Annotated in this window: 22 protein-coding genes; 6 read left to right on the forward strand and 16 right to left on the reverse strand. The window is 64.0% G+C overall.

The features are described from left to right. Positions 1-32 precede the first annotated feature (32 nt). Positions 33-1070: an endonuclease/exonuclease/phosphatase family protein gene (locus NKH41_RS23530; RefSeq protein ID WP_352771716.1), complete on the forward strand. Its 1038-nt coding sequence runs from the start codon at positions 33-35 to the stop codon at positions 1068-1070. Between the two features lie 30 nt (positions 1071-1100). On the opposite strand, the gene NKH41_RS23535 is transcribed toward NKH41_RS23530, so the two are convergent. The 3 genes from NKH41_RS23535 to NKH41_RS23545 form a co-directional block, all read right to left on the reverse strand. Continuing rightward, positions 1101-1697 carry a DUF922 domain-containing protein gene (locus NKH41_RS23535; protein ID WP_352771714.1) on the reverse strand — a complete coding sequence of 199 codons (597 nt, stop codon included), beginning with the start codon at positions 1695-1697 and terminating at the stop codon, positions 1101-1103. 111 nt (positions 1698-1808) lie between these two features. Then, positions 1809-3488 (reverse strand): electron transfer flavoprotein-ubiquinone oxidoreductase, encoded by a 1680-nt coding sequence (locus NKH41_RS23540; protein ID WP_352471023.1) that lies wholly within the window; start codon positions 3486-3488, stop codon positions 1809-1811. Positions 3489-3594: 106 nt separating this feature from the next. Further along, a complete protein-coding gene (locus NKH41_RS23545) occupies positions 3595-3777 on the reverse strand; it encodes a hypothetical protein (RefSeq protein ID WP_198023574.1) in 183 nt (60 codons plus the stop codon). Between NKH41_RS23545 and NKH41_RS23550 the strand changes: the two genes are divergently transcribed. The 3 genes from NKH41_RS23550 to NKH41_RS23560 all read left to right on the forward strand — a co-directional run bounded on the left by NKH41_RS23550 (position 3728) and on the right by NKH41_RS23560 (position 6212). Beyond that, on the forward strand, positions 3728-4372 hold the full coding sequence (locus NKH41_RS23550) for a hypothetical protein (RefSeq protein WP_023677808.1): 645 nt from the start codon (positions 3728-3730) through the stop codon (positions 4370-4372). The genes NKH41_RS23545 and NKH41_RS23550 overlap by 50 nt on opposite strands. Positions 4373-4409: 37 nt before the next feature. Further along, positions 4410-5291: a uracil-DNA glycosylase gene (locus NKH41_RS23555; RefSeq protein WP_352934257.1), complete on the forward strand. Its 882-nt coding sequence runs from the start codon at positions 4410-4412 to the stop codon at positions 5289-5291. Positions 5292-5396: 105 nt separating this feature from the next. Then, complete coding sequence (locus NKH41_RS23560) at positions 5397-6212, forward strand: helix-turn-helix domain-containing protein (RefSeq protein ID WP_352771711.1); 816 nt, start codon at positions 5397-5399, stop codon at positions 6210-6212. On the opposite strand, the gene NKH41_RS23565 is transcribed toward NKH41_RS23560, so the two are convergent. Together NKH41_RS23565 and NKH41_RS23570 are read right to left on the reverse strand one after the other, a co-directional pair. Continuing rightward, positions 6213-7190 (reverse strand): DMT family transporter, encoded by a 978-nt coding sequence (locus NKH41_RS23565; protein WP_502906045.1) that lies wholly within the window; start codon positions 7188-7190, stop codon positions 6213-6215. It abuts the gene before it with no gap. Continuing rightward, on the reverse strand, positions 7187-7411 hold the full coding sequence (locus NKH41_RS23570) for a hypothetical protein (RefSeq protein WP_352616908.1): 225 nt from the start codon (positions 7409-7411) through the stop codon (positions 7187-7189). Before NKH41_RS23570 ends, NKH41_RS23565 begins: the two co-directional genes overlap by 4 nt. A 154-nt stretch (positions 7412-7565) precedes the next feature. On the opposite strand from NKH41_RS23570, the gene pepN reads away from it, so the two are divergent. After that, positions 7566-10211, forward strand: coding sequence for an aminopeptidase N (gene pepN / locus NKH41_RS23575; protein WP_352771709.1), 2646 nt, complete (start codon positions 7566-7568; stop codon positions 10209-10211). A 188-nt stretch (positions 10212-10399) separates the two neighbouring features. After that, complete coding sequence (locus NKH41_RS23580; protein ID WP_352934260.1) at positions 10400-12727, forward strand: PAS domain-containing sensor histidine kinase; 2328 nt, start codon at positions 10400-10402, stop codon at positions 12725-12727. Positions 12728-12777: 50 nt separating this feature from the next. Here NKH41_RS23580 and NKH41_RS23585 read toward each other — a convergent pair whose 3' ends face one another. From NKH41_RS23585 to NKH41_RS23635, 11 genes are all read right to left on the reverse strand, one after another. Beyond that, complete coding sequence (locus NKH41_RS23585) at positions 12778-13257, reverse strand: EF-hand domain-containing protein (RefSeq protein ID WP_352771706.1); 480 nt, start codon at positions 13255-13257, stop codon at positions 12778-12780. A gap of 145 nt (positions 13258-13402) precedes the next feature. Beyond that, on the reverse strand, positions 13403-16369 hold the full coding sequence (locus NKH41_RS23590) for a bifunctional [glutamine synthetase] adenylyltransferase/[glutamine synthetase]-adenylyl-L-tyrosine phosphorylase (RefSeq protein WP_352771705.1): 2967 nt from the start codon (positions 16367-16369) through the stop codon (positions 13403-13405). Then, on the reverse strand, positions 16369-17838 hold the full coding sequence (locus tag NKH41_RS23595) for a sensor histidine kinase (protein WP_352771703.1): 1470 nt from the start codon (positions 17836-17838) through the stop codon (positions 16369-16371). Before NKH41_RS23595 ends, NKH41_RS23590 begins: the two co-directional genes overlap by 1 nt. Positions 17839-17844: 6 nt before the next feature. Further along, on the reverse strand, positions 17845-18519 hold the full coding sequence (locus tag NKH41_RS23600; RefSeq protein WP_254819962.1) for a response regulator transcription factor: 675 nt from the start codon (positions 18517-18519) through the stop codon (positions 17845-17847). Positions 18520-18918: 399 nt separating this feature from the next. Further along, entirely contained in the window at positions 18919-20475 is a 1557-nt protein-coding gene (locus NKH41_RS23605) for a Do family serine endopeptidase (RefSeq protein WP_352771701.1), read from the reverse strand. A 116-nt stretch (positions 20476-20591) separates the two neighbouring features. Then, positions 20592-21056 carry a cytochrome c-type biogenesis protein gene (locus NKH41_RS23610; protein WP_352616899.1) on the reverse strand — a complete coding sequence of 155 codons (465 nt, stop codon included), beginning with the start codon at positions 21054-21056 and terminating at the stop codon, positions 20592-20594. After that, positions 21053-23041, reverse strand: a complete 1989-nt coding sequence (locus NKH41_RS23615) for a heme lyase CcmF/NrfE family subunit (RefSeq protein WP_352501785.1) — start codon at positions 23039-23041, stop codon at positions 21053-21055. The genes NKH41_RS23610 and NKH41_RS23615 overlap by 4 nt, the downstream gene beginning before the upstream one ends. A 14-nt stretch (positions 23042-23055) precedes the next feature. Beyond that, positions 23056-23499, reverse strand: a complete 444-nt coding sequence (gene ccmE / locus NKH41_RS23620; protein WP_352471012.1) for a cytochrome c maturation protein CcmE — start codon at positions 23497-23499, stop codon at positions 23056-23058. 3 nt (positions 23500-23502) lie between these two features. Further along, complete coding sequence (gene ccmI / locus NKH41_RS23625; protein ID WP_352771699.1) at positions 23503-24639, reverse strand: c-type cytochrome biogenesis protein CcmI; 1137 nt, start codon at positions 24637-24639, stop codon at positions 23503-23505. Between the two features lie 222 nt (positions 24640-24861). After that, positions 24862-25293, reverse strand: coding sequence for an RT0821/Lpp0805 family surface protein (locus NKH41_RS23630; RefSeq protein WP_352771697.1), 432 nt, complete (start codon positions 25291-25293; stop codon positions 24862-24864). 121 nt (positions 25294-25414) lie between these two features. Then, a complete protein-coding gene (locus NKH41_RS23635; RefSeq protein ID WP_352471109.1) occupies positions 25415-26842 on the reverse strand; it encodes an ATP-binding protein in 1428 nt (475 codons plus the stop codon).

Raw genomic sequence — 26842 nt, forward strand, 5'->3', positions numbered from 1 at the left:
ATTGAGCCGCACTTCTGCCGATAGACAAAGCGATGGCACGTGTTCGGGACATGACGGTTGCGCTGGCATTCGTCGCAATGCTTGCACTCTCGGCCGCGCTGGTGGCCGGGTTCTTCGGATCGCTGCATCCGGCCCTCGATTCCTTTGCTCATTTCCGCGTCCATTTTTCGGTGCTGATGGCGCTTTGCGCGCTGCCGCTGCTCGCCACCTCGTTTCGCCTGCAGGCCGCGGTCGCATTGCTGTTTGCGATAGCCTCCTTTGCCACCACGCAGAATGCCTTGCCGCTTTCGCGGCTATGGCAGGTGCAGGCCGCCTACGAAGCCAAACTCGGTGACGAGCCAGTCTACCGCCTGCTGCAGATGAACCTCAGGTTCAACAATCCAACGCCTGAGAAGGTGCTGTCGCTGATCGGCCGGACCCAGCCTGATGTTATCACCCTCGACGAGGTGTCCGAAACGTGGAAGGCAAAGCTTGGGCTGCTATCCGGCGGCTATCCCTACCGGATCCTCTGCCCATATCCCAATGGCGTGTTCGGCGTTGCGCTGCTGTCCAGACGATCGTTTGGCATAGGCACGGAGCCGCACTGCGACAGCCGCGGCGCGATGGCGATCGCCACGGTCGATTTCGGCGGAACCGACGTCGATGTCGCCGCCATCCACCTCACCTGGCCATGGCCGCACAACCAATCACGGCAGATTGGAGGGTTGTCTGACGAAATCGCCTCGCTTGGCGAGACGTCGATCCTGGCAGGCGACTGCAACGCAGCGCCATGGAGCGCCGCCGTCCGGCGCGTCGCATCGCTTGGCAAGCTGACTGTAATGCCGTCGGTCGGGCCGACCTGGCTCTACAGAAGGCTGCCGGATTTCCTGCGCTTCGCCGGACTGCCGATCGACCAGGTCTTCAGCAAGGGCGCCATTGTTATCCATTCGGCGTCGACCCTTGAGGACACCGGCTCAGACCATCTGCCGGTGCTGGTGGAGTTTTCGCTTCGGTCGGATGAACAAAAGCCGCTCGACGAGCACCAGACGGCGACCGCGCTTGCGGCGCTGCCTGGCGGGACGCGAAGCTGAAAATCCGCAGTCCAATCTCGACCTGGCTTATTACTGGCCCACAAAAGCGCGGATGAGGTGCTCGACAGGGCCGCCGTCGCGATGCTCGTGCGCATCGAAGGCGATCTGCTTTGCCTCGTATTCGGCATAGATGGCATTGATCCGGCGCTTTGCCTCGCGACGTGCCTCGAAACAGTGCGGGTCATCACCGACTGTCAGCCCTCGAACCGACTTTTCGGTGGCCCGCATCATCTGTCTGGCGATGCGGCCATGGGTCTCTTCATGGGCGCGAACGCCAGCGAAGAACCGCTTCCAGCGCTTCTGCAGCGCAGGCGACGTGGCTGAGACTAGTTTGGGATAGGTATAGAAGAGATTGAGCGTCCCGTTGGCCTGGCGCAGGCGGCAGACGCCGTTTTCCCGTTGGGCGTCGAAGGTCCAATCATCGACGCTGTAGCCGGTCTGCGCGATGGCGTGGGTCATGAAGCCGTGCTTCGGCCCACTGCGATCCATGGCCTCGATCAGGGCCGCGCCGGTGGTTCCGGCAATGTTGTAAGTTCGTGTCTTGACCAGCACCTTAGTGCCGGCCAAGGCTGCAGGGGCGAACAATGCCCCGATCGCCACAACGCTCGTCAGAACTGCCAGGCGCATTTTTCCTTCCTCCCTGTCGCCGCAGAAAGGAAACACAGGCAGGCGGTTTATTCAACAATCCTACGGTTGCGCTGCTCCTCATCTTGTTTAGTCCGGAGCAAACCTTGTGACTTACATGTTCTGGTAGACCGGGCCCTCGCCGCCCTGTGGCGGCACCCAATTTATGTTCTGGTTCGGGTCCTTGATATCGCAAGTCTTGCAGTGCACGCAGTTCTGCGCGTTGATGACGAAGCGCACATCCTTGGCCGCAGGATCGGCGGCGGCATTGCCATCCTTGTCGACCCATTCGTAGACGCTGGCCGGGCAGTAACGCGTCGAGGGTCCCGCATAGACGTCATGCTCAGAGCGCTTCTGCAGGTCCATGTCGGCGACGAGCAGATGCACCGGCTCGTTCTCCTCGTGGTTGGTGTTGGACAGGAACACCGACGACAGCCGGTCGAAGGTCAGCACCCCGTCCGGCTTCGGGTAGGCGATCTTCTGGTGCGCGGCGGCCGGTTCCAGCGTCGCATAGTCGGCCCTGCCGTGCTTCATCGTGCCGAAGGGCGAGAAGCCGAACAGCGTGTTCAGCCACATGTCGAGGCCGCCAAGGCCGACGCCGACAATGGTGCCGAAGCGCGACCATAGCGGCTTGACGTTGCGCACTTTCTTCAGGTCCTTGCCGATATCGGTGGCGCGCCAGGCGGCCTCGTAGGAGGCCAGCTCGTCATTGGTGCGGCCGGCGGCTATCGCATCACAGACATGCTCGGCCGCCAGCATTCCGGAGAGCACGGCATTGTGCGAGCCCTTGATGCGCGGCACGTTGACGAAGCCGGCTGCGCAGCCGATCAGCGCACCGCCAGGGAAGGACAGTTTCGGCACCGATTGCCAGCCGCCTTCGGTGATGGCGCGGGCACCATAGCCCAGCCGCTTGGCACCCTCGAAGGTGCCGCGGATCGCCGGATGGGTCTTGAAGCGCTGAAACTCGTCAAAGGGCGACAGATAGGGATTCTTGTAGTTCAGGTGAACGACGAAGCCGACTGCCACCTGGTTGTCCTCGAGATGGTAGAGGAAGGAGCCGCCGCCGGTCTTCAAATCGAGCGGCCAGCCGAAGGAATGCTGGACAAGGCCCGGCCGGTGGTTTTCCGGTTTGATCTGCCAGAGTTCCTTGAGGCCGATGCCGTATTTTCCGGGCTCACGACCGTCGGAAAGGTGGTATTTGGCGATCAGTTGCTTGGCCAGCGAGCCGCGCGCGCCCTCGCCGATCAAGACATATTTGCCCATCAGCGCCATGCCCGGCGCAAAGCCCGGACCGTGCGTGCCGTCCTTCTCGACGCCCATGTCGCCGGTGACGACGCCGGTGACCGCACCGGCCTCGTTGTAGAGCAGGCCGACCGCGGCAAAGCCCGGATAGATCTCGACGCCCAGCGCCTCGGCCTTGGTCGCCAGCCAGCGGCAGACATTGCCGAGCGAGACGATATAATTGCCGTGATTGTTCATCAGCGGCGGCATCAGGATATTGGGCAGACGGAACGAACCGGCGGGGCCGAGAACCAGGAAATGGTCGTCGGTGACCGGTGTCCTGAAGGGATGACCCTCCTCTTCGCGCCAGCCGGGCAGCAGCCGGTCGATGCCGATCGGATCGACGACGGCGCCGGACAGGATGTGCGCGCCGACTTCGCCGCCCTTTTCCAGCACGACGACGGAAAGCTCGGGATTGACCTGCTTGAGACGGATCGCGGCGGCGAGGCCGGCCGGGCCGGCGCCGACGATGACCACGTCGAATTCCATGCTTTCGCGTTCGATATCGCTCATCGATCCCTCACTGGCTCGCTATTCCCGGCATCTTGCTGGCTCACGCGCTGCATAGCGCATCAAATAGCGACGGGAAACCGGCGCGGACGTGACAATACCGATTTCATCAAAAAGTCGCGTCCTGCCGCACAGATTCGCGGTGACGAGCATCAATCTTCAATCCTATTCCGTTTGCACAGATATGTCGCACTGATGTTTTTAATTGTTCGACGGCTTGCTTATCGGCCATACTTCCCGCCATGCGCATATTCGGGCCGGCTGGCTTTTCATCGACGCGCTTTTTTTTCACGCCCGGCCGGTTTTGCCGTGCGGCGCTCTTGGCGCTTCTGCCACTGACGGCCCTCGATGCCCGTGCCGAGCAGCAACTGGTCTGGGCGACCGGCGCCTATTCCTTTTCCGACGAGCGCGGCGGTTTCCGCATCACCGGGGCTTCCGGCATCGGCACGAAAGAGGATCCGCTGGTCATCACCGAAGAGCTGAATTCAGCGACGCCGGTAACGCTGGCCATTCGCACGACAAGGCCGATCCAGCCGTTCGGCAAGGCGGGAGACTTCGCCAATGGTCTGATGTATATGCGCATCGACGTGCTCAACAATAGCGGCCAAGCCTGGGTCGAGTTCCAGTTCGAACTCCAGGAGATCCTCGACCAGCCGAGCGTGTTCGGCGACGGCCTGTCGTTCGACCAGCGCAACAAAACGCCCGAAAATATCTGGTCGAGCAGCTACGCCGATTTCGACCGCAATTTCGAACCGTATGACCGCCTGCTGTTCAAGAACGGCAAGATCGACCCGCTGAAGACCGCCAGCTTCTATTTCCTGATCACCGACTACACGCCGCGCTGGACGTTCTATCTGGTGCAGGATCCGCGCATACCGTCGAGCTGAACTTGCAAATTCAAGCTCCGCGGCCGAATGTGAAACCATGACTGCCGCCCCCCACACTAGCCGAGCCGATCTCGCCGAGCTGCTGGCCTTCTACGCCAGCGCCGGCGTCGACGAGGCACTTGAAGAACAGCCGGTAAACAGGTTTGCAGAAGCCAGGCCGCCGGAGCGGGTGCCTGCGGCGGCCGCTCTGCCGGCCGGTGAAAATGCATCGCCTCATCGCTCGACGAGCGTGTCGCGCGGCGAAATGGGCGAGAGACCGAATACGGCACCGGCAGTGCGAACGTCCCCGGCCATGTCAACGGTGCCCGACGAGGCGCAGGCGGCATTGGCGCGGCAACTGGCGAGATCGGCGGCAAACCTCGACGAGCTTCGCCAGCACATGGCGGCATTCGACGGCTGCAATCTTAAATTCACCGCCAAGAACCTGGTGTTCGCCGACGGCAATCCGACTGCCGCGGTGATGCTGGTCGGCGAAGCGCCGGGCCGCGACGAGGACATAGAGGGCTTGCCGTTGGTCGGCCGCTCGGGCCGGTTGCTCGACCGCATGCTGGCCGCGATCGGTCTTGACCGGACATCTGCCTACATCGCCAACGTGATTCCCTGGCGGCCGCCGGGCAACCGCGCGCCGACGCCGCACGAGACCGAGATCTGCCGGCCGTTCATCGAGCGGCAGATCGAACTGGTCAATCCGAAGGTGCTGGTCAATCTCGGCGGCCCGTCGGCAAAGACCCTGCTCAACACCTCCGAAGGCATATTGCGGCTGCGCGGCAACTGGCGCGTCCACACGACCCCGTCTGGCGTCGCCATTCCCGCCATGCCGACCCTGCATCCGGCCTATTTGTTGAGAACGCCTGCGCACAAGAAGCTGGCGTGGCGGGATTTCCTCGAAGTGAAGGCGAAGTTGCGGGCACTTGGGTAACGGTGCAGAACGCGTCTTCCGTCCTCCCCTTGCGAGGAAGGAAGGGCGGCATCATGATCTCGCAGGTAATTGAAATGCGCCCACTGCCGGCCTAGTCATCTCGTTATGACAGCAGCCCAGATTTCCGCCGGCAGTCTCATTCGCGAATGGCGTACACGCCGGCGCATGAGCCAGCTCGACCTCGCCATGGAGGCCGAGATCTCGCAGCGGCATCTGAGTTTCGTTGAAAGCGGCCGCGCCGCACCCTCGCGTGACATGGTGCTGCATCTGGCGGAGCAGCTTTCGATCCCGCTCAGGCAGCGCAACCAGCTGCTGCTGGCCGCCGGCTTTGCCCCGAGCTTCAGCGAACGACCACTTGACGATGCCTCGATGGCACCGGCGGTGGCGGCGGTCGAGACCGTGCTCAAGGCGCACGAGCCGTTCCCGGCGCTTGCCGTCGACCGGCATTGGAACCTGGTGTCGGCGAACGCCGCCATCGGCCCGTTCCTCGCCAATGTCGCCGACGCCTCCCTGCTGAAGCCGCCGGTCAACGTTTTGCGCCTCAGCCTGCATCCCGGCGGCATCGCGCCGCGCATCGTCAACCTTGCGGAATGGCGGACGCATCTTCTGGAGCGGCTGAAGCGGCAGAACGACGCTGCCGCCGATCCGGTTCTGGTCGAGCTCGAGCGCGAGCTTCGGGCCTATCCGTCCGGCCTTAAAAGCAGCCGGCCGGCGCCGGTCGAACCGAACGCGATTGTCCATCCGCTCAAGCTTGCCCATGGCGACGCGGTGCTGTCGTTCATCAGCACCATCACCGTGTTCGGCACGCCGCTCGACGTGACGCTGGCGGAGCTGGCGATCGAATCTTTTTTCCCCGCCGACGAGCAGACGCGGGCGGTGCTGATGCGGCTGGCGAAAGAGCGGACCGACGCAGCGGGCTGATCACCCTTCCGGCGCGACGGCCTTGCGGGTGCGGGTGCGTTCGAGACCCAGCTGGCGCTCGCGCCAGATGATGAAAATCCCCGCCGCAACCACGATCATGCCGCCGATCAGCATGTTGATCGTGGCGATATCGCCAAAGACCAGATAGCCGACGACGACGCCGAGGATCATCGAAGTGTATTCGAAAGGTGCTACGACGGAAGCCTCGGCATGGCGATAGGCCGAGGTCATCAGAATCTGGCCAAGCCCGCCGCAAAAACCCGCGGCAATCAGAAGCCCCGCCTGTGCTGGCGTCAGCGCCTGCCAGCCGAATGGCAGCGAAAGCAGCGCCATGACGCTCGCGGTTACCGAAAACCACAGCACGATGGTCGCCGTCCGCTCGCTCTGGACGAGGTTGCGAACCAGGAGCATGGCGATGGCCGAGATCGCCGCGGCTATCAGGGCGGCGATGACGCCAAGCACCTCCTGATCGCCAAGGGCAGCGCCCGAACTGAGCAGCGTCAGTTCCGGCCACGAGATGATCAGCACCCCGACCAGGCCGACGGCAACCGCACTCCAGCGATAGATGCGGATGGCTTCGCCGAGGAAGATCGAACTGAACACCACGACCAGCAGCGGCTGCGCGTAGTTCAGTGTGATCGCCTCCGGCAGCGGCAGCCGCGTCAGCGCGAAGAAGCCGAGCCCCATGGCACAGACACCGACGACGCCGCGCGCAATGTGGTTGAGCGGGCGCTTTGTCGAAAAGGCGGTTCCGAGTTTTCCCTGGAAGGCGAGGAAGGCGATGATCGGAAAAATGGCAAAGAAGGAGCGGAAGAAGACGATCTGGCCCGCCGGGACGGTGCCTGCCGCCTTGATGCAGGACGACATGCCGACGAAGACCGCCACCGATACGATCTTGAGCAAGATTCCGGTCAGCGTGCTGTGCTCGCCGGCAAGGTCGCCAACTGCAAGCACTGGCAAATCCGGTCTGGCTGTCACGCCCCTCTTGCTTCCTCGATCGCCGCCCAGATGCACGCCGGCGTTGCCGGCATGTCGATATGCCTGATGCCGTAGGTGCGGTAGTGCGCGTCGGTCACCGCATTGAGCGCGGCAGGCGTCGACCCGATCGTACCCGCCTCCCGCGCGCCCTTGATGAAGGCCACATCCTCGCGACGCAACACAGAGGCGCTCGTTCCGAATTTCGGCGTGACGACGGTCATGGAAGCCTCGCGATGATGCTTGGGAAATGATCGCCTGAAATAGACGTCGCTGCAGTTTTGTCGAGGGAGCGTTTCGTGTAAAGAGCGCAGACTTCAAATTATTTGGACCAGCGGACCCGCCCGCCGCACCCGGATCGACAGGAAAAATCAAGGAATGCGCACAGATACCGGCCAGGTCTTCAAGCTCGAAGACTATCGCCCCAGTGATTATCTCATTCCGGAAACCAGCCTGACTTTCCGCCTTTCGCCTGAAGCAACGCATGTGACCGCCGTGCTGACGGTCGAACGCCGCGACGGGATTGCGGCGTCGGTGCCACTGGTGCTGGATGGCGACGGGCTGACGCTCCGCGGCATCGCCATCGACGGCCAGGAGCCGAGCCCTGCGGATTTTCTCGTCACGCCCGATCAACTGACAATCATCAGCCCCCCTGCGACAAGGCGCTTCCAGCTGAGAATTGAAACCGTGTTGGCGCCGGCGCAGAACGAAGCGCTGATGGGCCTCTATCGCTCGAGCGACGTCTATTGCACGCAATGCGAGGCCGAAGGCTTTCGCCGCATCACTTATTTCCTCGACCGTCCCGACATCCTGTCGGTCTATACGGTGCGTATCGAAGCTGAGCGCAATGAGGCGCCGCTGCTTTTGTCCAACGGCAACCCGGCCGGCAGCGGCGAGCTTGCCGGCGGCTGGCACTATGCGGTCTGGCACGACCCCTTCCCCAAGCCGTCCTATTTGTTTGCGCTGGTGGCGGGCGACCTCGGCAAGATCTCGGACAGTTTTGTCACCCTGTCTGGCCGCAGGGTCGAGCTCGGAATCTATGTCGAACCGGGCAAGGAGAGGCTCGCCGGCTACGCCATGGACGCTTTGAAACGGTCGATGAAATGGGACGAGGAGGCATTCGGCCGCGAATACGACCTCGATGTCTTCAACATCGTCGCCGTGTCCGACTTCAATATGGGCGCAATGGAGAACAAGGGTCTCAACATCTTCAACGACAAATATGTGCTGGCCGACCAGGAAACCGCGACCGACGCCGATTTCGCCAATATCGAGGCCATCATTGCCCATGAGTATTTCCACAATTGGACAGGTAACAGAATCACTTGCCGCGACTGGTTCCAGCTTTGCCTGAAGGAAGGCCTGACCGTTTTCCGCGACCACGAATTCTCCGCCGATCAGCGCTCGCGCGCCGTCAAGCGCATCGCCGAGGTTCGTACGCTGCGCGCCCATCAGTTTCCCGAGGACCAAGGGCCGCTGGCGCATCCGGTCCGGCCTCGCCGCTACCGCGAGATCAACAATTTCTACACGGCGACGGTCTACGAAAAAGGCTCGGAAGTCGTGCGCATGATCCATACCATCCTCGGCGCCGAGACGTTCCGCGCCGGCATGGACCTCTACTTCGAACGTCACGACGGCCAGGCGGCGACGATCGAAGACTTCATCAAAGTGTTCGAAGACGTCTCAGGTCGCGACCTGTCGCAGTTTTCGCTGTGGTATCATCAGGCCGGTACGCCGAACCTGACCGTCAGCTCGGCGTATAATCCGGCGGCGCGAGAATTCACGCTCGAAATCGAGCAGTCGGTGCCGCCAACGCCGTCGGAAAGCCGCAAGCGGCTGATGCACATTCCGCTTGCCTTTGGCCTGGTTGGCGCCGGTGGCGAGGCGATAGCCCACAGCGGCGCCGAAGGGGCGAACGTCGAGGACGGTGTCATCCATATCCGCAAACGCCGCCATGTCGTCAGGTTTTCCGGGATTGCCGAGCGTCCAGCCATGTCGCTCAACCGCGGCTTTTCGGCGCCGGTGACGCTTTCGGTCGAGCAGCGGCCCGACGACCAGTTTTTTCTGGCTGGCCACGACAGCGACGCCTTCTCGCGCTGGCAGTCGTTCAACACGCTTTTGACCGATGCGCTGATTGCAGCCTTCCGCCAGATCCTGGACCACAGGCAACCCGAGTTCAGCGCCCGGCTGACCGGGCTTGCCGGCAAAATAGCCGGCGACGAAGCGCTCGAACCCGCCTATCGGGCACTGGCGCTGGCGCTGCCCGGCGAGGCCGATATCGCCCGCGACATCGGCAAGAACATCGACCCCGACGCCATTTTCGCGGCGCGCGAGGCGCTGGCGGTTGCGATCGCCGAGGCCAACCGCGAGATATTCTCCAAACTTTACGATCGGCTCGCCGACACTGGTCCGTTCAGCCCGGACGCGGCCAGTGCCGGGCGGCGGGCGCTGCGCAATGTCCTGCTGGACTATCTGTGCTTGCTGCCGGGAGGTGCGGAACTCGCCGCCGGGCACTTCCAATCGGCGACCAACATGACCGACCGGGCCGCGGCGTTGACCGTGCTTGCGCACCGTCACCATGGCTCACCGGAGGCGACCAAGGCGCTGGCCGATTTCGAGGCGAAATATGCAACCGATCCGCTGGTCATGGACAAATGGTTCCAGATCCAGGCCAGCGTGCCCGGCCCGCAAACCGTCGACGCGGTGCGCGCCTTGACAGGCCACCCTGCGTTCTCGATGGCCAACCCGAACCGGGTACGGGCACTCATCGGCACGTTTTCCAGCGCCAACCAGACCGGCTTCCATCGCGCCGACGGCCAAGGCTACCGGCTTTTCGTCGAAACGGTGCTGCAGGTCGAAAAACGCAACCCGCAGGTGGCCGCCAGGCTGGCGACGGCGCTCAGGTCGTGGCGCTCGCTCGAACCGGTGCGGCAGGCCAAGGCAAGGGAGGCGTTGCTTTCGATCGCCAATACCGAGAAGCTGTCGGCCGATTTGCGAGACATCGTCGAGCGCACCCTGGCGTAAGCGACCTCCGTTGTCCCCTTGTGGGAAAAAGGGAAGACCCCCCGAAAACCCCGTTATTTTAGTCGATTTTTAATCTTTTTTCGCCGCGCCTCTGGACAAGGCGAATCACCTTTGATTCTTTAGTGACGATTCGGAAGTGCGGCGTTGCCGGATCGTCAAGCGGGACAGAAAATCGGGGAGTGCCATTTATGGCGAAGGCGGACGCGTGGGGCGCGCCCGGTGGGACGGCTTTTGGGCGGCGCGAGGCGCGAAGCGACGGTCTCGCGGGCAATACGCGGCTCATCGCCGAACCTGCCTACCGACGGCTGCTGGCAGCCGAGCCGCTGTTGCGGCGATCGATACCGGCCCTCATTATCATGTTTCTGTTGATCATCGCAGTACTGCGCTTTCTGTCACTGATGAACGAGCGCGACGAGATCGAGCGCGACGCCAAGGCGATCCTTGCGCTGGCCGCCGGCCAACTGGCCAGTTCGATCGCTGCCGATGCGACCATGGGTTCCACGCCCGGCGCGATCCAGGACCTGCTGGAGAGCACCGGTCGTCAGGGCGCGATGGGCCGAAGCCACGTACTGGCGATCACCGATAGCGCCTTCAAGATCATTGCCGTATCGCCGCAGTCGATGCACTGGGAGGGCCGGTCGCTCGATGGCGTCGTACAGGGCGGGCAGCCGCTGTTCATGTTCGGCGACCGCGCCGGGGTGATGGAGGTCAGCATCGGCGGACAGGACTGGTACGCGGCAGTGAGCCTGGCGAACGGCCGAAAGGGTGCCGCGGCAGCGTTCGTGCCGCGGGACGCAGTTTTTGACGCCTGGCGCAAGACGGTCTCACTCAACGTCACGCTGTTCGTGCTGACGGCCGGTGTGCTGATCATCATCCTCTACGCCTATTTCGGCCAGGCGGCGCGCGCCCAGGCCGCCGATCGCATCTATCTCGAAGCCCACCAGCGCATCGACATGGCGCTGGTGCGCGGCCGCTGCGGCCTGTGGGATTGGGACATGGTGCGCGGCAAGATGTACTGGTCGCGCTCGATGTACGACATGCTGGGCTACGAGCCTTGTGACACGATGCTGTCGTTCGGCGAAGTCGATGAAATCATTCATCCCGACGACGGCGATTTGTTCGAACTCGCCAACAGGATCGTCGCACGCGAGATCGACCATATCGACCAGGTGTTCCGGATGCGCCATGCCGACGGGCAATGGGTTTGGATGCGCGCAAGAGCACACGTTATCGACCCGGAAGCGCCGGAGATCCAGCTGATCGGCATCGCCGTCGACGTCACCGAGCAGCGGCATCTGGCGCTGCGCTCCGAAGCGGCGGACCTGCGCCTGAGGACGGCCATCGAAAACATCAACGAATCTTTCGTGCTGTGGGATTCGTCCGAGCGCCTGATCATGTGCAATTCCAAATACCAGCAGGACAACGGCCTGTTGGATCGCGACGTGATGCCGGGCGCTCCGCGCGCCGTTCTGGAGGAACGCATGCTGGCCTTCGCCTCGGAGCGGCGGCTTGCCAACACCAACGGACCGCAGGGAGGCGTGACCTTCGAGCGCCAGCTTGCCGACGGCCGCTGGCTGCAGGTGAACGAGTTGCGGACAAGGGACGGCGGTACCGTCTCTGTCGGCTCCGACATCACCCAGATCAAGCTGCACCAGGAGAAGCTGGTCGACAGCGAGCGCCGGCTGATGGCGACAATCCATGACCTCAGCCTTGCCCGCCGCGCGGAAGAAGAACGGGCGCGTGAGCTCGTCGAACTCAATCGCAAATACATGAAGGAAACCGAGCGCGCCGAAGCGGCAAACCGGGCCAAATCCGAATTCCTGGCCAACATGTCGCACGAGTTGCGCACCCCGCTCAACGCGATCATCGGCTTCTCGGAACTGATGGAGCGGCGGCTGTTCGGGCCGCTGGGCTCGCCGCGCTACGAAGAGTATGCCACCGACATCAACGGCAGCGGCAAATATCTTCTCGGTGTGATCAATGACATCCTCGACATGTCGAAGATCGAGGCCGGCCAGTTCGCCCTGGATCAGGAAGAAATCGATCTCTGCCCGCTCATCAGGGAGACGGTTCGCGTCGTTTCTCTGCAGGCGGCGGAAAAGTCGATCACCGTCGAAACCCGCATCGCCGATTCGCTGACGCTGTTCGCCGACCGCAGGGCGATCAAGCAGATCCTCATCAACCTTCTGTCCAATGCGGTGAAGTTCACCGGGCAAGGCGGCCACATCTCGGTCAGAGCCCGCAGCATTTCCAGCGCGCTGATCCTGACGATCGAGGACAATGGCTGCGGCATCCCGAAGGCGGCGCTGAGCAAGCTCGGGCGGCCATTCGAACAGGTGCAAAACCAGTTCTCCAAGAGCCATGCCGGCTCCGGCCTCGGCCTCGCCATCTCGCGCTCGCTGGCCGAACTTCAGGGTGGCGCCTTGAAGATCCGCTCGACCGAAGGCACCGGCACGATCGTCTCGGTACGCATCCCGATCAAGAAAGCCGCGCAGGCGGTCAAGGCCGCCGCCTGAATGACAAAATAAGTCTCCGGCGGCTCGCACCGCCGGAGCGTTATCAATTCTCACTGCATGCCGTCAGTGCCATCATTGCCCTCGCCGTCCCATTGGCGGTGACCGCCGGGACCCTTCGGCAGTTCGTTCTTCTCGATTTTCCCGTCATTGTCACGGTCGAGCATGGCGAAGACCTTCTTCTGGCGGCTGGTGATGTCATCGGCGGTCAGCGTGCCGTTGCCCTTGGTGTCGTAACGGGCGATGATGCGCCTGGCCATCTGCTCGAAGCGTGCTTTCTCGAGCGCGTCGGCGAGCTGTGCCACGGTCAGCTTGCCGCCATTGTCGGCGACCATCTTCTTCAGCCGCGCGTCCATGGCGTCGGAGAACTGGTCGAAGGTGATGGTGCCGTCATTGTCCTTCATGACCTTGCCGAGGCGCATCATCATGCCGTCGCGCGGCCCGGCCACGGAGTGCTCGTCTGCATAGGCAGCGGTGCCGACGGCGCCGGCCAGGGCTGCGAAAACGAGTGCAAGTCTGGTTGTCTTTCTCATGGTCTTCTCCTGTTGCATCGTCACCCCCGATGCTAGAGCGGCGGACCTTCAATCCCCCGCTCCATCTCTTTGATTGAACATCGGAACCTCCCAAAGCAGGTCGCAATTTTGGGCCCAATGCTCTCGCCCGTACGGCTGGTTGCCGTCACGGTTGTTTCACACGAAGCAGAAGGTCGAAATCCTTTCTGACCTTCTGCGACGTCTCCTTGAGGTGCGCTTCAAGCACCCCGAAATCCGGCAGGTCGGTGACCGCAAGAAGCAGATCGGAAAGCCCTGGCGGAACGTCGTCGCGTTCGAACGCGCCGGTGAGGCAAAGCCGTATCATCTGGGTCAGCGCCAGATAGAGCGAATAGGCATCCACCAGTTCCTGCCTGACCTGGGCGTTGGCGAAATCCGGCGCCAGGCGCGACAGGACCTCAGCCGTGCCGGTGGCCCTGCGGCCTGCCTCGATCTTTCCGGTGATCAGCGCAACCTGGGCAATGAATTCGAGATCGATGAGGCCGCCCGGGATCAACTTGATGTCCCAGGGATCGCGCGGCGGCTTCTCCTTGTCGACCATGGCGCGCATCTCGGATGCCTCGGCCATCACCTTGGCTGGATCGCGCGGCAAAGCGAGCACTGCGGCAACGTCCCCTTCGACCTCGCGGCAGAGCTCGGCATCGCCGCCGATCGTGCGGGCCCGCGCCAGCGCCATGTGCTCCCATGTCCAGGCGTCCTGGCGCTGATACTTCTTGAAGGCGTCGACATGAGTAGCCACCGGCCCCTTGTTGCCGGACGGCCGCAGGCGAAGGTCGAGCTCGTAGAGCACGCCCTCGGCGGTCGGCGCGGAAACGGCGGCGATCAGCCGCTGTGTCAGCCGGCTGTAGTAATGCGACGGGGCAAGCGGCTTGTCGCCGTCGGACTCCTCCGCATCGGCGTCGTGATCGTAGAGCAGGATGAGGTCGACGTCGGAGCCCGCCGTCAGTTCGCGGCTGCCGAGCTTGCCCATGCCGAGCAGCGCGACCCGGCCGCCGGCAATATAGCCATGACGCAAAGCGAATTCCGCCATCACCGCCTGCAATGCCGCCTCGATGGTCAGGTCGGCGAGATCGGAAAAAGCGCGGCCGGCGCACGGCGGATCGATCGACCCGGCAAGCAGCCTGACGCCGATCAGGAATTTTTGCTCCGAAGCAAAGATGCGCAGCCGGTCGAGCACGTCTTCATAGGCTCTGTCGCCTTCGAGGAAGGCGGCAAGGCGCGCCGACAGATAGGCGCGGTTTGGCAGTTCGCTCAGCAGCGCCGGATCGAGCAGCCCATCGAAGACATGCGGCCGGCGCGTGATGATGGCGGCCAGCCGCGGTGCCGCGCCCATGATAGTCGCCATCAGCTTCAGCAAAGCCGGATTCGACTGCAGCAGCGAAAACAGCTGGATGCCGGCAGGCAGGCCGGCAAGGAATTCGTCGAAGCGGATCACTGCCTCGTCCGCCCGCCGCGTCTGGCCGAAGGCTCGCAGCAGCGCCGGCGTCAGTTCGGTCAGCCGCTCGCGCGCTTCCGCCGACCTGGTGACGCGGTAGCGGCCGAAGTGCCAGCCGCGGATAACCCGGCAGATGTCGCTCGGCCGCTGGAAGCCGAGCCGCTGCAAGGTCTGCAAGGTATCGGGATCGTCGACGTCGCCGGTAAATACCAGATTGCCGATGCCGGCCGAAAGCTCCGGCGCGGTCTCGAACAGCGCTGCATAGTGGCGCTCGACCTGGTGCAGCGCCGCGCGGAACGTTTCGGCAAAGCCTGCCGCATCGGCAAAGCCCAGCATGCGGGCGACGCGCTCCAGCCCCTCTTCGTCCTCCGGCAGGATATGCGTCTGCTGGTCGGCAACCATCTGGATGGCATGTTCGACGCGGCGCAGGAACCAGTATTGCCTGGTGAGCGCATCGCGCGCGTCGGCGGTGATCCAGCCGCGCGCGGCGAGCTCGCCGAGCATCGGCACGGTCTCGCGGCCGCGCAGTTCGGGAAAGCGGCCGCCGGCGATGAGTTGCTGGGTCTGGACGAAGAACTCGATCTCGCGGATGCCGCCGCGGCCGAGCTTGACGTTGTGGCCTTTGACCGCGACCTCGCCATGGCCCTTGTGAGCGTGGATCTGGCGCTTGATCGAATGGACGTCGGCAATCGCCGCGTAGTCCATGTATTTGCGCCAGATATAGGGCTGCAGTTCCTTCAGGAACGCGGCGCCGGCGGCAACATCGCCGGCCACCGGGCGCGCCTTGATCATGGCGGCGCGCTCCCAGTTCTGGCCGCGCGCCTCATAGTAGCGCAGCGCCGCCTCGACCGGGATCGCCAGCGGCGTCGAGCCGGGGTCGGGACGAAGCCTGAGATCGGTGCGGAAGACGTAACCGTGCTCGGTGCGGTCCTGGAGGATGCGGACCAGCCGGCGTGTCAGCCGCGAAAACAGCTCGGTTGCATCGAGCGGATCGACGACGGCAGGCGCATCGGGGTCGAAGAAGGCGATGAGGTCGATGTCGGAGGAGAAGTTCAGCTCATGCGCGCCGAGCTTGCCCATGCCGAGCAGGATCCAGCCCGAGCGTCGCGCCGGATTTTTGGCATCCGGCAATCGGAGCTTGCCTTGCTCATGCGCGTCGCGGAGCAGGAAATCGACAGCCGCACGCGTGCAGGCGTCGCCAAGGTCGCTCAGTCGCCGCACCGTCAGCGAGGTCTCGGCTTCGCCGGCGAGATCGGCCAAGGCGATCAGGAAATGCGCCTCCGCCTTGCATTGGCGCAGCTCCATCATCAGGCTGCTTTCGGAGACGGCCTCTGCGCGTGATGCCTTGTCGACCACGGCGCCGATCGATGACAGCCGCGCCTCGATGGTCTCGTTGAAAAGCGCATCGAGTATCCGCGGCCGGCGGCGCGCGGTATCGCGCAGGAACGGCGACAGGTCGAACACGGCGGCGAGGAAATCCTGGACGACCCCCTTGCCGGCGAGAAATTTCGCCAGTCGCGGCAGTTCCTTTTGCCGCGCGGCGTCGGCGATCTCCGACAATTCCTGCCTGGCGCGGCTTGCATCCAGCGGAACGAGCTCTACCGCCGGCTTCAACAGCCAGTCCGTTTCGAGGCGTCGCACTGCCATCCTCGCTACCATCAGCGATCCTCCCGCCCGGGAAAACTCATGACGACCGACAATCCGGGATTGCCGGGCAGAAGCTCAAGCCGTCCATTGTGGAATGTCATGATGGCCTTGGCGAGACTCAAGCCAAGGCCGGATCCCGGCTGCGAGCGGCTCTTTTCCAGCCGCACGAAGCGTTCGGTCACCCTGGCACGGTCGACATCGTCGGGAATGCCCTGGCCGTTGTCGGAGACGGCGAGTCTGATCTCGCTACCGACACGCTCCAGCGTCACGCGAACCATAGGCCTGGAGGTCGAGTCGGTCGAATATTTGATCGCGTTGTCGACGATGTTGGACAGCGCCTGGCCAATCAGCTCGCGATTGCCGTTGACGGCGAAGGAACCTTGCACCGAAGTTTCGAGCGTCACGCCCGCCTCCTCCGCTACCGGCTCGTAGAGTTCGACGACGTCGTGCACGGCAGCGGCCAAATCAACCCTGGTGGTGCTTTCCGAGGAATAGCCGGCTTCCAGTCGCGAGATCATCAGGATGGCGTTGAAGGTCTTTATCAGCTGATCGGATTCGGCGATCGTTCCTTCCAGCGCCTGCCGGTAGTCGCTGGTGTTGTGCTTGCCGGAAAGCGTCGCCTCGGCGCGATTGCGCAGCCTGGTCAGCGGCGTCTTCAGGTCGTGGGCGATGTTGTCGGAGACCTGCTTCAGGCCCTCGTTCAGCGTGGCGATCCTGGCCAGCATGGAATTGAGGTTTTCCGACAGCCGGTCGAACTCGTCGCCGGCGCCGGTGACCGGCAGCCGGCCGGAAAGATCGCCGCCCATGATACGGCGGCTCGCCTCGGACACGCTGTCGATGCGCTTCAGCGCCGCGCGCCCGACGAAGAACCAGATCAGAAGCCCACCGACGCCCATCATGCCGAGCGCCAGCATCAAGGCGCGGCGAATGACGGCGCGGAAGCGCTCCGGCTCGCCGAGGTCGCGGCCGACCAGCATGATCATCTGGTTGGGCAGGCGCAGCACCAGGGCAATGGCGTTGTGGCCTTTCTCGCCTTCGGCCTGGACTTCGCTCTGGGCGGGCTCGTTCGGGTCGGAGATCGGGTTGCGCTGCCGCTCGAGCTCGCCCTCGCCGAAGCGGCGGTAGGAGAACGGTTCGGTGGTCCAGCCCTCGGCCTCGATCACGCCCGGCTCCAGGCTCTGCACGTTTCCGGTCAGGATCTGGCCGTTGGCATCGGCGATCAGATAGAGATTGGCGCCGGGCTGGCGGGAGCGCTGCTCGACGACGCGGACCAGCAGCGGCAGGCCGCCGCGCTGATAGGCGCGGGCGAGGCCGAGCACCTCGTCGTTGATCGTCTCCTGCGTCTGGGCGGTCAGCATGCGCGCCGAGAGCGAGGTCATGTACAAGACCAGCAACACCGCGCACAGCGCAAAAAGCAGAAGATAAAGCGCTGAAAGCCGCGCTGCCGTCGTCTTCATGATGGCCGGCACGGAAAGAGCCATGGGGTTCTAGCCGCTTTTCAGCATGTAGCCGGCGCCGCGAACCGTGTGCAGGATCGGCTTGTCGAAGCCCTTCTCGATCTTGCCCCGCAGCCGCGAGATATGAACGTCGATGACGTTGGTCTGCGGATCGAAATGGTAGTCCCAGACATTCTCGAGCAGCATGGTGCGCGTCACCACCTGGCCGGCATGGCGCATCAGATATTCGAGCAGGCGGAACTCGCGCGGCTGCAGCGTTATCTCGCGCCCGGCGCGGCGCACCGAGTGCGACAGCCGGTCGAGTTCGAGATCACCGACCCGGTAGACGGTTTCGGCTTCCCTGGCGCTAGCGCGGCGGTTCAGCACCTCGACGCGGGCGAGCAGTTCGGAAAAGGCGTAGGGCTTGGTCAGATAGTCGTCGCCGCCGGCCCGCAGACCGGTGACCCGGTCGTCGACTTCGCCGAGCGCCGACAGGATCAGCACGGGCGTCGTATTGCCTCGGGACCTGAGCCCGGCAATGACGGACAGGCCGTCGCGGCGCGGCATCATGCGATCAACGACCATGACGTCATAGTCGCCGGAATCGGCGAGCGCGAAGCCGGTTTCGCCGTCGCCGGCGACATGGGCGGTATGGCCGGCCTCGGCGAACGCCTTCTGCAGGTAGTCGGCTGCCTCGCGATCGTCTTCTATGACGAGAATCTTCATAGAACCGTTATACGCGATTTCGCTGGAAGATTGAGTGGCCGGCATATGCATCGTGGCCTTCTCCATGGCGTATCGCGAACAAAGTGATTCAGGGATACGCGGTAAGTCTTTGTTTTAGCATGTCGTAGCCTAAAACCGCTTCACGCCTTGAGCGGCATGTTCGAGCGGCAGCGGGCGATGGGAGGCCCGCTGCCGCTGGGGCGGAACACGATGACTGACGAACGTATTCAGGCCCCGTGCTTTCCCGTGCGGCGGCTCGGGGGTGTTGAAAACCGCCGCACCGGAAAAGTCGACCACTAGAGCGCCGCGCGTCCTCTTGGACGCGCAAAGGACGCTCTAGCACCTTGAATCGGCGCATGAGCCTTTCCGAAAACGGAATACGTGTTCGGGGTCATGCGCTCAGCCCTTGGCGACAGGCAGTGCGACGAAGCGGTTGCTGTCGTCGCGGGTGATCTGCATCAGCACCGCCTTGCGGCCGGACTTCACCGCGTCGGCCATCGCCTTGTCGACGTCGCCGGCGCCGTTCACTTCCGCCGAATTGACGGAGGTGATGACGTCGCCGGGCTGGATGCCGCGATCGGCGGCATCGCTGTCGGGGTCGACATCGGTCACCACAAGGCCCTTGCCATTGTCAGACTTGGTGACGGTCAGGCCGAGATCGGCGAGCGTGTCGGTCTTCGGCGCGGGGGCAGGCTGCTGGTCGGCCGAGGCCTGCTTGTCGCTCGACGGCAGCTTGCCGAGATCGACCTTGACCGCCTCGCTCTTGCCGTTGCGCCACACCGTCACATCGACAGATTTGCCGGGCGGGTAAGCGCCAATCAGGCGGGCGAGTTCCTTCGGCGAAGCAACGTCCTTGCCGTCCACCTGGGTGATCACGTCACCGGCGGTGATGCCGGCCTTCTTGCCGGGACCGTTGTCCTGCGCGCTGGCAACGAGCGCGCCCTTGCCGGACCCAAGGCCAAGCGACTCGGCGATTTCGGGGGTGACCGGCTGGATCTCGACACCGAGCCAGCCGCGCTGCACGGTGCCGTTCTTCATCAGATCCTGCACGACCTGCTTGGCGGTCGAAGCGGGAATATCGAAGGCAATGCCGACGCTGCCGCCCGAGGGCGAGAAGATCGCGGTGTTGATGCCGACAACCTGGCCGTTGAGGTTAAAGGTCGGGCCGCCCGAATTGCCGCGGTTCACCGAGGCGTCGATCTGGATGAAGTCGTCATAGGGACCGGCGCCGATATCGCGGCCGCGGGCCGAAACGATGCCTGCGGTAACCGTGCCGCCGAGGCCGAACGGATTGCCGACAGCCACCACCCAGTCGCCGACGCGAACCTTGGAATCATCGGCGAAGTCGACATAGGTGAACTTGTTGCCGTCATCGACCTTGAGCACGGCAAGATCGGTGCGCGGATCGGTGCCGATCAGCTTGGCGTCGAGTTCCTTGCCGTCATTGGTCACCACGGTGAAGGCGGTGCCCTCCTCGACGACATGGTTGTTGGTGACGAGATAGCCGTCATCGGAGATGAAGAAACCGGACCCTTGCGCCACTGGCCGCGGCTGGTCGTTGTTGCGGTCACGGTGTCCAAAACGGCGCATTCCGTTCGGGCCCTGATCGCCGCCTTGATCGCCAAAGCCGCGAAATTCGCGGAAGAACCGGCGCAGCTGCGGGTTGTCGGGAAGATTGCCTAAGCCGTCCTCGTCGTCCATCTGGCCGGAACCGTTATCGGCCGTCGGCTGGATCTTGGCCTTGACGCGCACGCTGACGACCGCCGGCGAAACGCGCTCGACCACATCGGCGAAGCTCGGGACCTGCGGTGCCTCGACACGCACGGCGTCGGCCAGCACCGGGGCTGTCCCGGTGGCAACAGCACCAAAGCCGATCGCGCCGGCAATGGCCAGGGATGCGGCTGCGGCCAAAAGGCGTTTGCGGGTGCGTAGATATGAATTGGGGGCAACATTCATGGTTATCGTATCCTCTTTTCAAGGGACGCCCCTTGATTGGCATCCTCGACAAAGGAAATAGAGGGCCGCACATTACGGCGCCATTTCCGGTACATGAAACTTTCGTAATGTATCGATCAATCGCGGCGGAGCATCTTGTCCAGCGCCGCCTGTTCCTCGGCAGTTAATGCAGCGGTCACCGTCGAACGGCGCGAGCGGGCGGCCAGCAGGATGAATGTCCCGCCAACGAGCAGCAGAAGAACTGGCGTCCCCCAGAGCAAAACATTGCGCAGATTGAAGCGTGGCTTCAGCAGCACGAATTCGCCGTAGCGCGAAACGACATAGTCCATCACCTGCCGGTCGGTATCGCCGGCGACCAGGCGCTGGCGCACAAGGACGCGCAGGTCGCGGGCGAGGTCGGCATCGGACTCGTCGATCGACTGGTTCTGGCAGACCATGCAGCGCAGGCCTTCCGACAATGCGCGCGCCCTCGCCTCGAGTGCCGGGTCGGCCAGCACCTCGTCCGGCTTGACGGCCTGCGCGGCGCCGGCGAACAACAGCGCCAGCAGCAGGACCAGCGAGGCCAGCGTGGCCCTTTTCATTGCAGGCTCGCCGATGGCACGCCGGCCGCAGCCTTGCGGCGCGACGGTGCGCCGACGCGCAGGCGGCGGTCGAGCAGCGACATCGCCGCGCCCGCCATCATCACCAGTCCGCCACCCCAGATCAGCGTCACCAGCGGCTTCCACCACAGACGAACGACCACAGAGCCATCGCTGCCCTCGTCGCCAAGCGAAAGATAGAGCTGGCTGAAGCCGATCGTCCTGATGCCGGATTCGGTCGTGGTCATCTGGCGCACCGGATATGAGCGCTTGGCCGAGGTGATCTCGCCTGCGACGCTGCCGTCGGCGCCAAGCAGGGTGAAGCGGCCGCGATCCTCACTGTAGTTAGGCCCCTGGGCCGGGTAGAGCCCCTCGAAGCGCAGCTTGTGGCCGGACAGTTCGACGGTCTCGCCGGCATGCATCGACAGGATTTTTTCGGTGCCGAAACAAAGCGTGCCGACAATGCCGAGCGTTGTCAGCCCGAGGCCGAGATGCGCAAGCGCTGTGCCGAAGACCGAGCGCGGCAGGCCGGCGAAGCGCCTGAGCATGGTGGCGGGCGCGACGGTGCCGAAGCCGGATTTGACGGCGAGATCGGTGAGCGCGCCGCAGATCAGCCAGAAGGCAAGGCCGACACCGAGTGCCGCCAACACCGAAGCGCCATCGATGAACAGGGCCGTCACCAGCACGGCGAGCAGCGCCGCCGCGAAAGCCGCCATCAGGCGCTGGGCGACCGCGAAAATGTCACCGCGCTTCCAGGCGAGGAGCGGCCCGAACGGCACGACGACCAAGAGCGGCACCATCAGCGGGCCGAATGTCAGGTTGAAGAACGGCGCGCCGACCGAAATCTTGTCGGCAGACAGGGCTTCGACCACGAGCGGGTAGAGCGTGCCGACCAGCACGGTGGCGGTGGCGGTGGTCAGGAACAGATTGTTCAGGACCAGCGCGCCTTCGCGCGAGATCGGGTGAAACAGGCCGCCGGCCGTCAGCCGGGAGGCGCGCAAGGCAAACAGCGCCAGCGAGCCGCCGATGAACAGCGTCAGGATGCAGAGGATGAACACGCCACGCGTCGGATCGGTGGCGAATGCGTGCACCGAGGTCAGCACGCCGGAGCGCACCAGGAAGGTGCCGAGCAGCGACAGTGAGAAGGTCAGGATCGCCAGAAGCAGCGTCCAGATCTTCAGCGCCGAGCGCTTTTCCATGACGATCGCCGAATGCAGCAGCGCCGTGCCCGCCAGCCACGGCATGAAGGATGCGTTCTCGACCGGATCCCAGAACCAGAAGCCGCCCCAGCCGAGCTCGTAATAGGCCCAGTAGGAGCCCATGGCGATGCCGCCGGTGAGGAACATCCAGGCAACCAATGTCCACGGCCTTACCCAGCGCGCCCACGAAGCGTCAATGCGGCCCTCGATGAGGGCAGCGACAGAGAAGGAAAAGCAGATCGAGAAACCGACATAGCCGAGATAAAGCAGCGGCGGATGGATGGCGAGGCCGAGGTCCTGCAGGATCGGGTTGAGATCGCGGCCCTCGATAGGCGCCGGATTGAGCCTGACGAACGGGTTCGACGTCGTCAGGATGAACAGGAAGAAAGTGGCGCCGATCGCTCCCTGCACGGCAAGCACATTGGCCCGGAGCGTCGCCGGAAGATTGCCGCCGAAGACGGCGACGAGCGCGCCGAAGAAGGTCAGGATCAGCACCCAGAGCAGCATCGAACCTTCGTGATTGCCCCAGGTTCCGGTGATCTTGTAGATCAGCGGCTGCAGCGAATGCGAGTTCTCCCAGACGCTCTCAACCGAGAAGTCGGAGCCGGCGTAGGCGGTTGCCAGCGCCACGAAAGACAGCGCCGTCAAGGCAAAGCCGGTCAGCGCGGCCGGTGCGCCGACGGCCATCATCTTGTGGTTGCCGGTGCGCGCACCGAACAGCGGCACCATCGTCTGCACCAGGGCCAGCGCAAACGCCAGGACCAGGGCGAAATGTCCGGTTTCAACCATTGTCACCGCACCCGCTAGTCACTCTTGCTCTCCTGCCATACGCCCTTGGCCTTGAGGCCGTCGGCCACTTCCTTGGGCATATAGGTCTCGTCATGCTTGGCCAGCACGCTGTCGGCGACAAAGATTCCGTCAGGGCCAAACGAGCCTTCGGTGATCACGCCCTGCCCTTCGCGGAAGAGGTCGGGAAGAATGCCGGTATAGGTGACCTTGACGTCCTTCTGGTTGTCGGTCACCGAAAAGGCGACGGTGGCGCCTTGGCCACGCTCGACCGTGCCTTTTTCGACGAGACCGCCGAGCCTGATCCGCTGGCCCGGCTGAAGGCTGGCGGTGGCCAGATCGGCCGGCATATAGAAATAGGAGGCCTTCTGGCCAAGCGCATAGAAGGTCAGCCCGGTGGCAACACCGAGAAACCCCAGCCCCGCTGCGATCACCGACAGTCGTTTCTGCTTGCGCGTCATCGTCTACTCCGTCGCCGTCACGCCAAGCGAGGCGGCAAAGGCGGTGAATTTCCTGGCCTGGTCACTGTCCGCGCCAAAGACGGCGATACCGCGATTGAGCGCGTCACGTGCCTGATCTGTCTTGCCCAGCACGGCATAGGAACGAACGAGCTGCATCCACCCTTCCTCGTCGCGCGGATTTTGCCGAAGCCTTTCGTCGAGGCCGGCAACCATGGTGCTGATCATGGCTTGCCGGTCCTGCGGCGACATCGAGGAGGCAGCATCGATATCCTCGGCGGTCGGCCCTTTCGCAGGCGCCTCCGAAGCGACGCTGCGGGCGGCGGATTCGGCCAGCGCCTGCTCGACGGCGCCGCGCCACGGCGAGCCCTGCGGCAAGGCGGCAAGCATCTTTTGCCAGGCCGCCGTGGCTTCAGCTATGCGGCCTTCCTGTGCCATGCCCATGGCGAGATAGAACGCGGCCTTCGGATTGGCCGGATCGAGCTTCAACGCCGCCTCGAGAGCCGCCTGCGCTTCGGCGGAGACAATGCCGCCGGCCGCATTGGCGATCGCCTCGCCAAGACCCGCCTGGCGGGCGGCGCTGTCGCCGTCGAGGCGGATGGCGTTGCGATAGGCGGTCACCGCATCGGCGTATCGCTGCATGCGCAGATAGACCGGCGCCAGCACGTCCCAGCCGCGGCCATCGGATGGGTTGGCCGCCAGGTGCGCCTCGGCGCGGGCTATCAGCTCGTCGACCGAGCTGTCGGCAGGGTTCTTGGCCAGGCGTTCGCTGAGCGGCTGCGACGGCAGGTCGGGTGAGCCGAGTTGGCCATAGAGGCCCCAGCTGACCAGCGGAACCAGCAGCACGGCCGCCGTCGCCACCAGCCTTGTCGACCGCGACGGCTGCGTCGCCGTCTCGTCGGGGTGGCCGGCATTGCTCAGGCGAAGGATGCGGCGGGCGATTTCGGCGCGTGCCTCTTCGGCCTCCATTGGCCGGATCAGGCCACGCGCCATATCGCGGTCAAGCTCGGCCAGCTGGTCGCGATAGACTTCAAGGTCGTGATCGCCGGCAGCGGACGCGTTCTTCGATCCGCCGGCCAACGGCAGCAGCACCGCCAAGCTTGCGCCCAGCGTCAGGAGTGCGGCTATGACCCAAAACAGCATGGCTCTTCCAATAGAACGAGACCCTTGCCCTGCCAACACAAGCGTGCTGCGACGCTTTGGCGGGGCCGCTCCGATCGATAATGCATGTCGCGCAAAAGTGTGCAGCGGTTTTGCGATAACGACCATGCATCAAAACAAGAACCTATAGCGCGTCGCATGACGCCGGTCGAACGCGACGCGCTTTAGTGCCGGACCGGTATCGGCGGATCGACGACCGGCCAGCTACGTCAGCGGCGTCCAGCTGCCGTCGGCATTGCGGCAGGCGGTCCCGCGCGCGGTGGCGCCGGCGGTGCCGGTAAACACCGTATGGGTGTATTGCCGGCAGTCCTGCGAGCCGACGCGATAGGGCTGGGCGGCGACCACTTCGCCGCGATGGGCCGAACTGTCGCTCTTCCAAGCCACTTTCTGGCCGCTCGCCGTGTATTCAAGCGCCTTGTATTCCGCCTCGAGCGCGCTGCGCTTCTCGGTCTCGCTCAGGCCGGCGCCGATAGAGCCGCCGACGAGGCCGCCGCCCATGGCGGAGATGATCGTCGTCGCCACCTTGGCGCCGCTGGGCGTCGCGGCCGGCGTCACCGTAACGGCCGGGCCCTTGCCGAGCGTCGTGCAGCCGGAGACGGCGAGCAGGGCGGAAACGAGCGCGACGCGAATCTTCATGCCAATACCGGCTTTCTTGAGCTGGACCGCCGCGCTGTCAGCAGCTGGCGCGGCCATAATGTCGATGTTTGTCGGAAATTTGGCCGCAGCCAGCCACCTGGAAAAGCAATCTGGAAAAGCATTACTGAAGGCTCCGCAATCGAACCATCGCCTTCAATCCACCCATGATGGATCGTTCCAGCGCCAGAGAGCCTCCATACTCGTTGACAAGGTCGGCGACAATGGCAAGTCCGAGCCCGCTGCCCGGTTTTGTCTCGTCGAGCCGCCGGCCGCGCTGCAACACCTCGCGCGCCTTGTCGTCGGGAATGCCGGGGCCGTCATCCTCGATGCTGATCTCGAACAGGTTGGCTGCGCCTTCCGTGCCAGCGCCACCTTTGCTGGAGATTGGCTTGACCGAAACGGCGACCGCGCTCCTTGCCCATTTCATCGCATTGTCGAGCAGATTGCCGAGCAGCTCCTCCAGGTCCTCGCGTTCGCCGGCAAAGACGATGTCGGTGGCCGGCAGCGACAGCGACAGCGCCGTCTGCGGGTTGAGCTTTTGCAGCACCCGAACCATGCGCTGGACCAGCGGCGCCACCGGCGTACGGTAGACGACGCTGTCGCGCTGCGCGGCGACGCGAGCACGTTGCAGATAATGGTCCACTTGCTTTTGCATGGAAGCGGCCTGCTCGGCGATCAGCTGGCCCTTGGCGCCACCCAGCGCCCGTCCCTCGTTGAGCAGCACGGCAAGCGGCGTCTTCAGCGAGTGCGCGAGGTTGCCGACCTGCGTGCGCGACCGCTCGACGATGCGCCTGTTGTTCTCGATCAGCGCATTGGTCTCGTTGGCGAGCGGCTCGATCTCGGCCGGGAAACGGCCGTCTAGGCGCTGCGCCGTTCCTTCGCGCACCATGGCAAGCGCATTCCTGACCCGGCGCAGCGGCTGCAGGCCGAGCAGGATGGCAATCGCATTGATGGCGATCATGCCGACGCCGAACAGCGACAGATAGGTCAAAAGACGCCGCTGGAAGGTGGCGATTTCCTGCTCGAGCTCGGTCTGGTTGCCCATGACGCGGAAGCGCGCGGCGCGGTTTTTCGCATCGAGCACGAACTCGCTCTCGAACACCTCCAACTGCTCGCCTTCGATGCCGTCCGCTGAATAGCTGCGCTGGAAGCTGGCATTGAAGGGCACCTCGGCAACGCTTGGCGACGGGATCGCCTTGGTCATCGACGACGAATGGAGATCGCCGTGCACGCCTTCCGAGGCAGGCTCGACCGACCAGTACCAGCCGGAATTCGGTTCCGAGAACCTCAAATCACCAAGGTCGGGGGCGCCGGTCAACTGGCCGCTTTCAGAAACGCCGACCGAGCCGATCAGGTTGAACAGATGCGCCGAAAGCAGGCTGTCGAAACCGCGCTCGCTGGCCTGGCGATAGAGCGTGGTGATCAAGGTGAAGATGACGACCAGAGTGAGGATCGCCCAGACCGTGGAAAAGGCGATGACGCGAAACGCCACCGAACGCGGCCATGACCGCAGCGACGGCGTGTTCGAGACGGCGGGTTTTGTAGGCAG

This window comes from Mesorhizobium sp. M1169 (assembly GCF_040318345.1).
Taxonomy (GTDB): Bacteria; Pseudomonadota; Alphaproteobacteria; order Rhizobiales; family Rhizobiaceae; genus Mesorhizobium.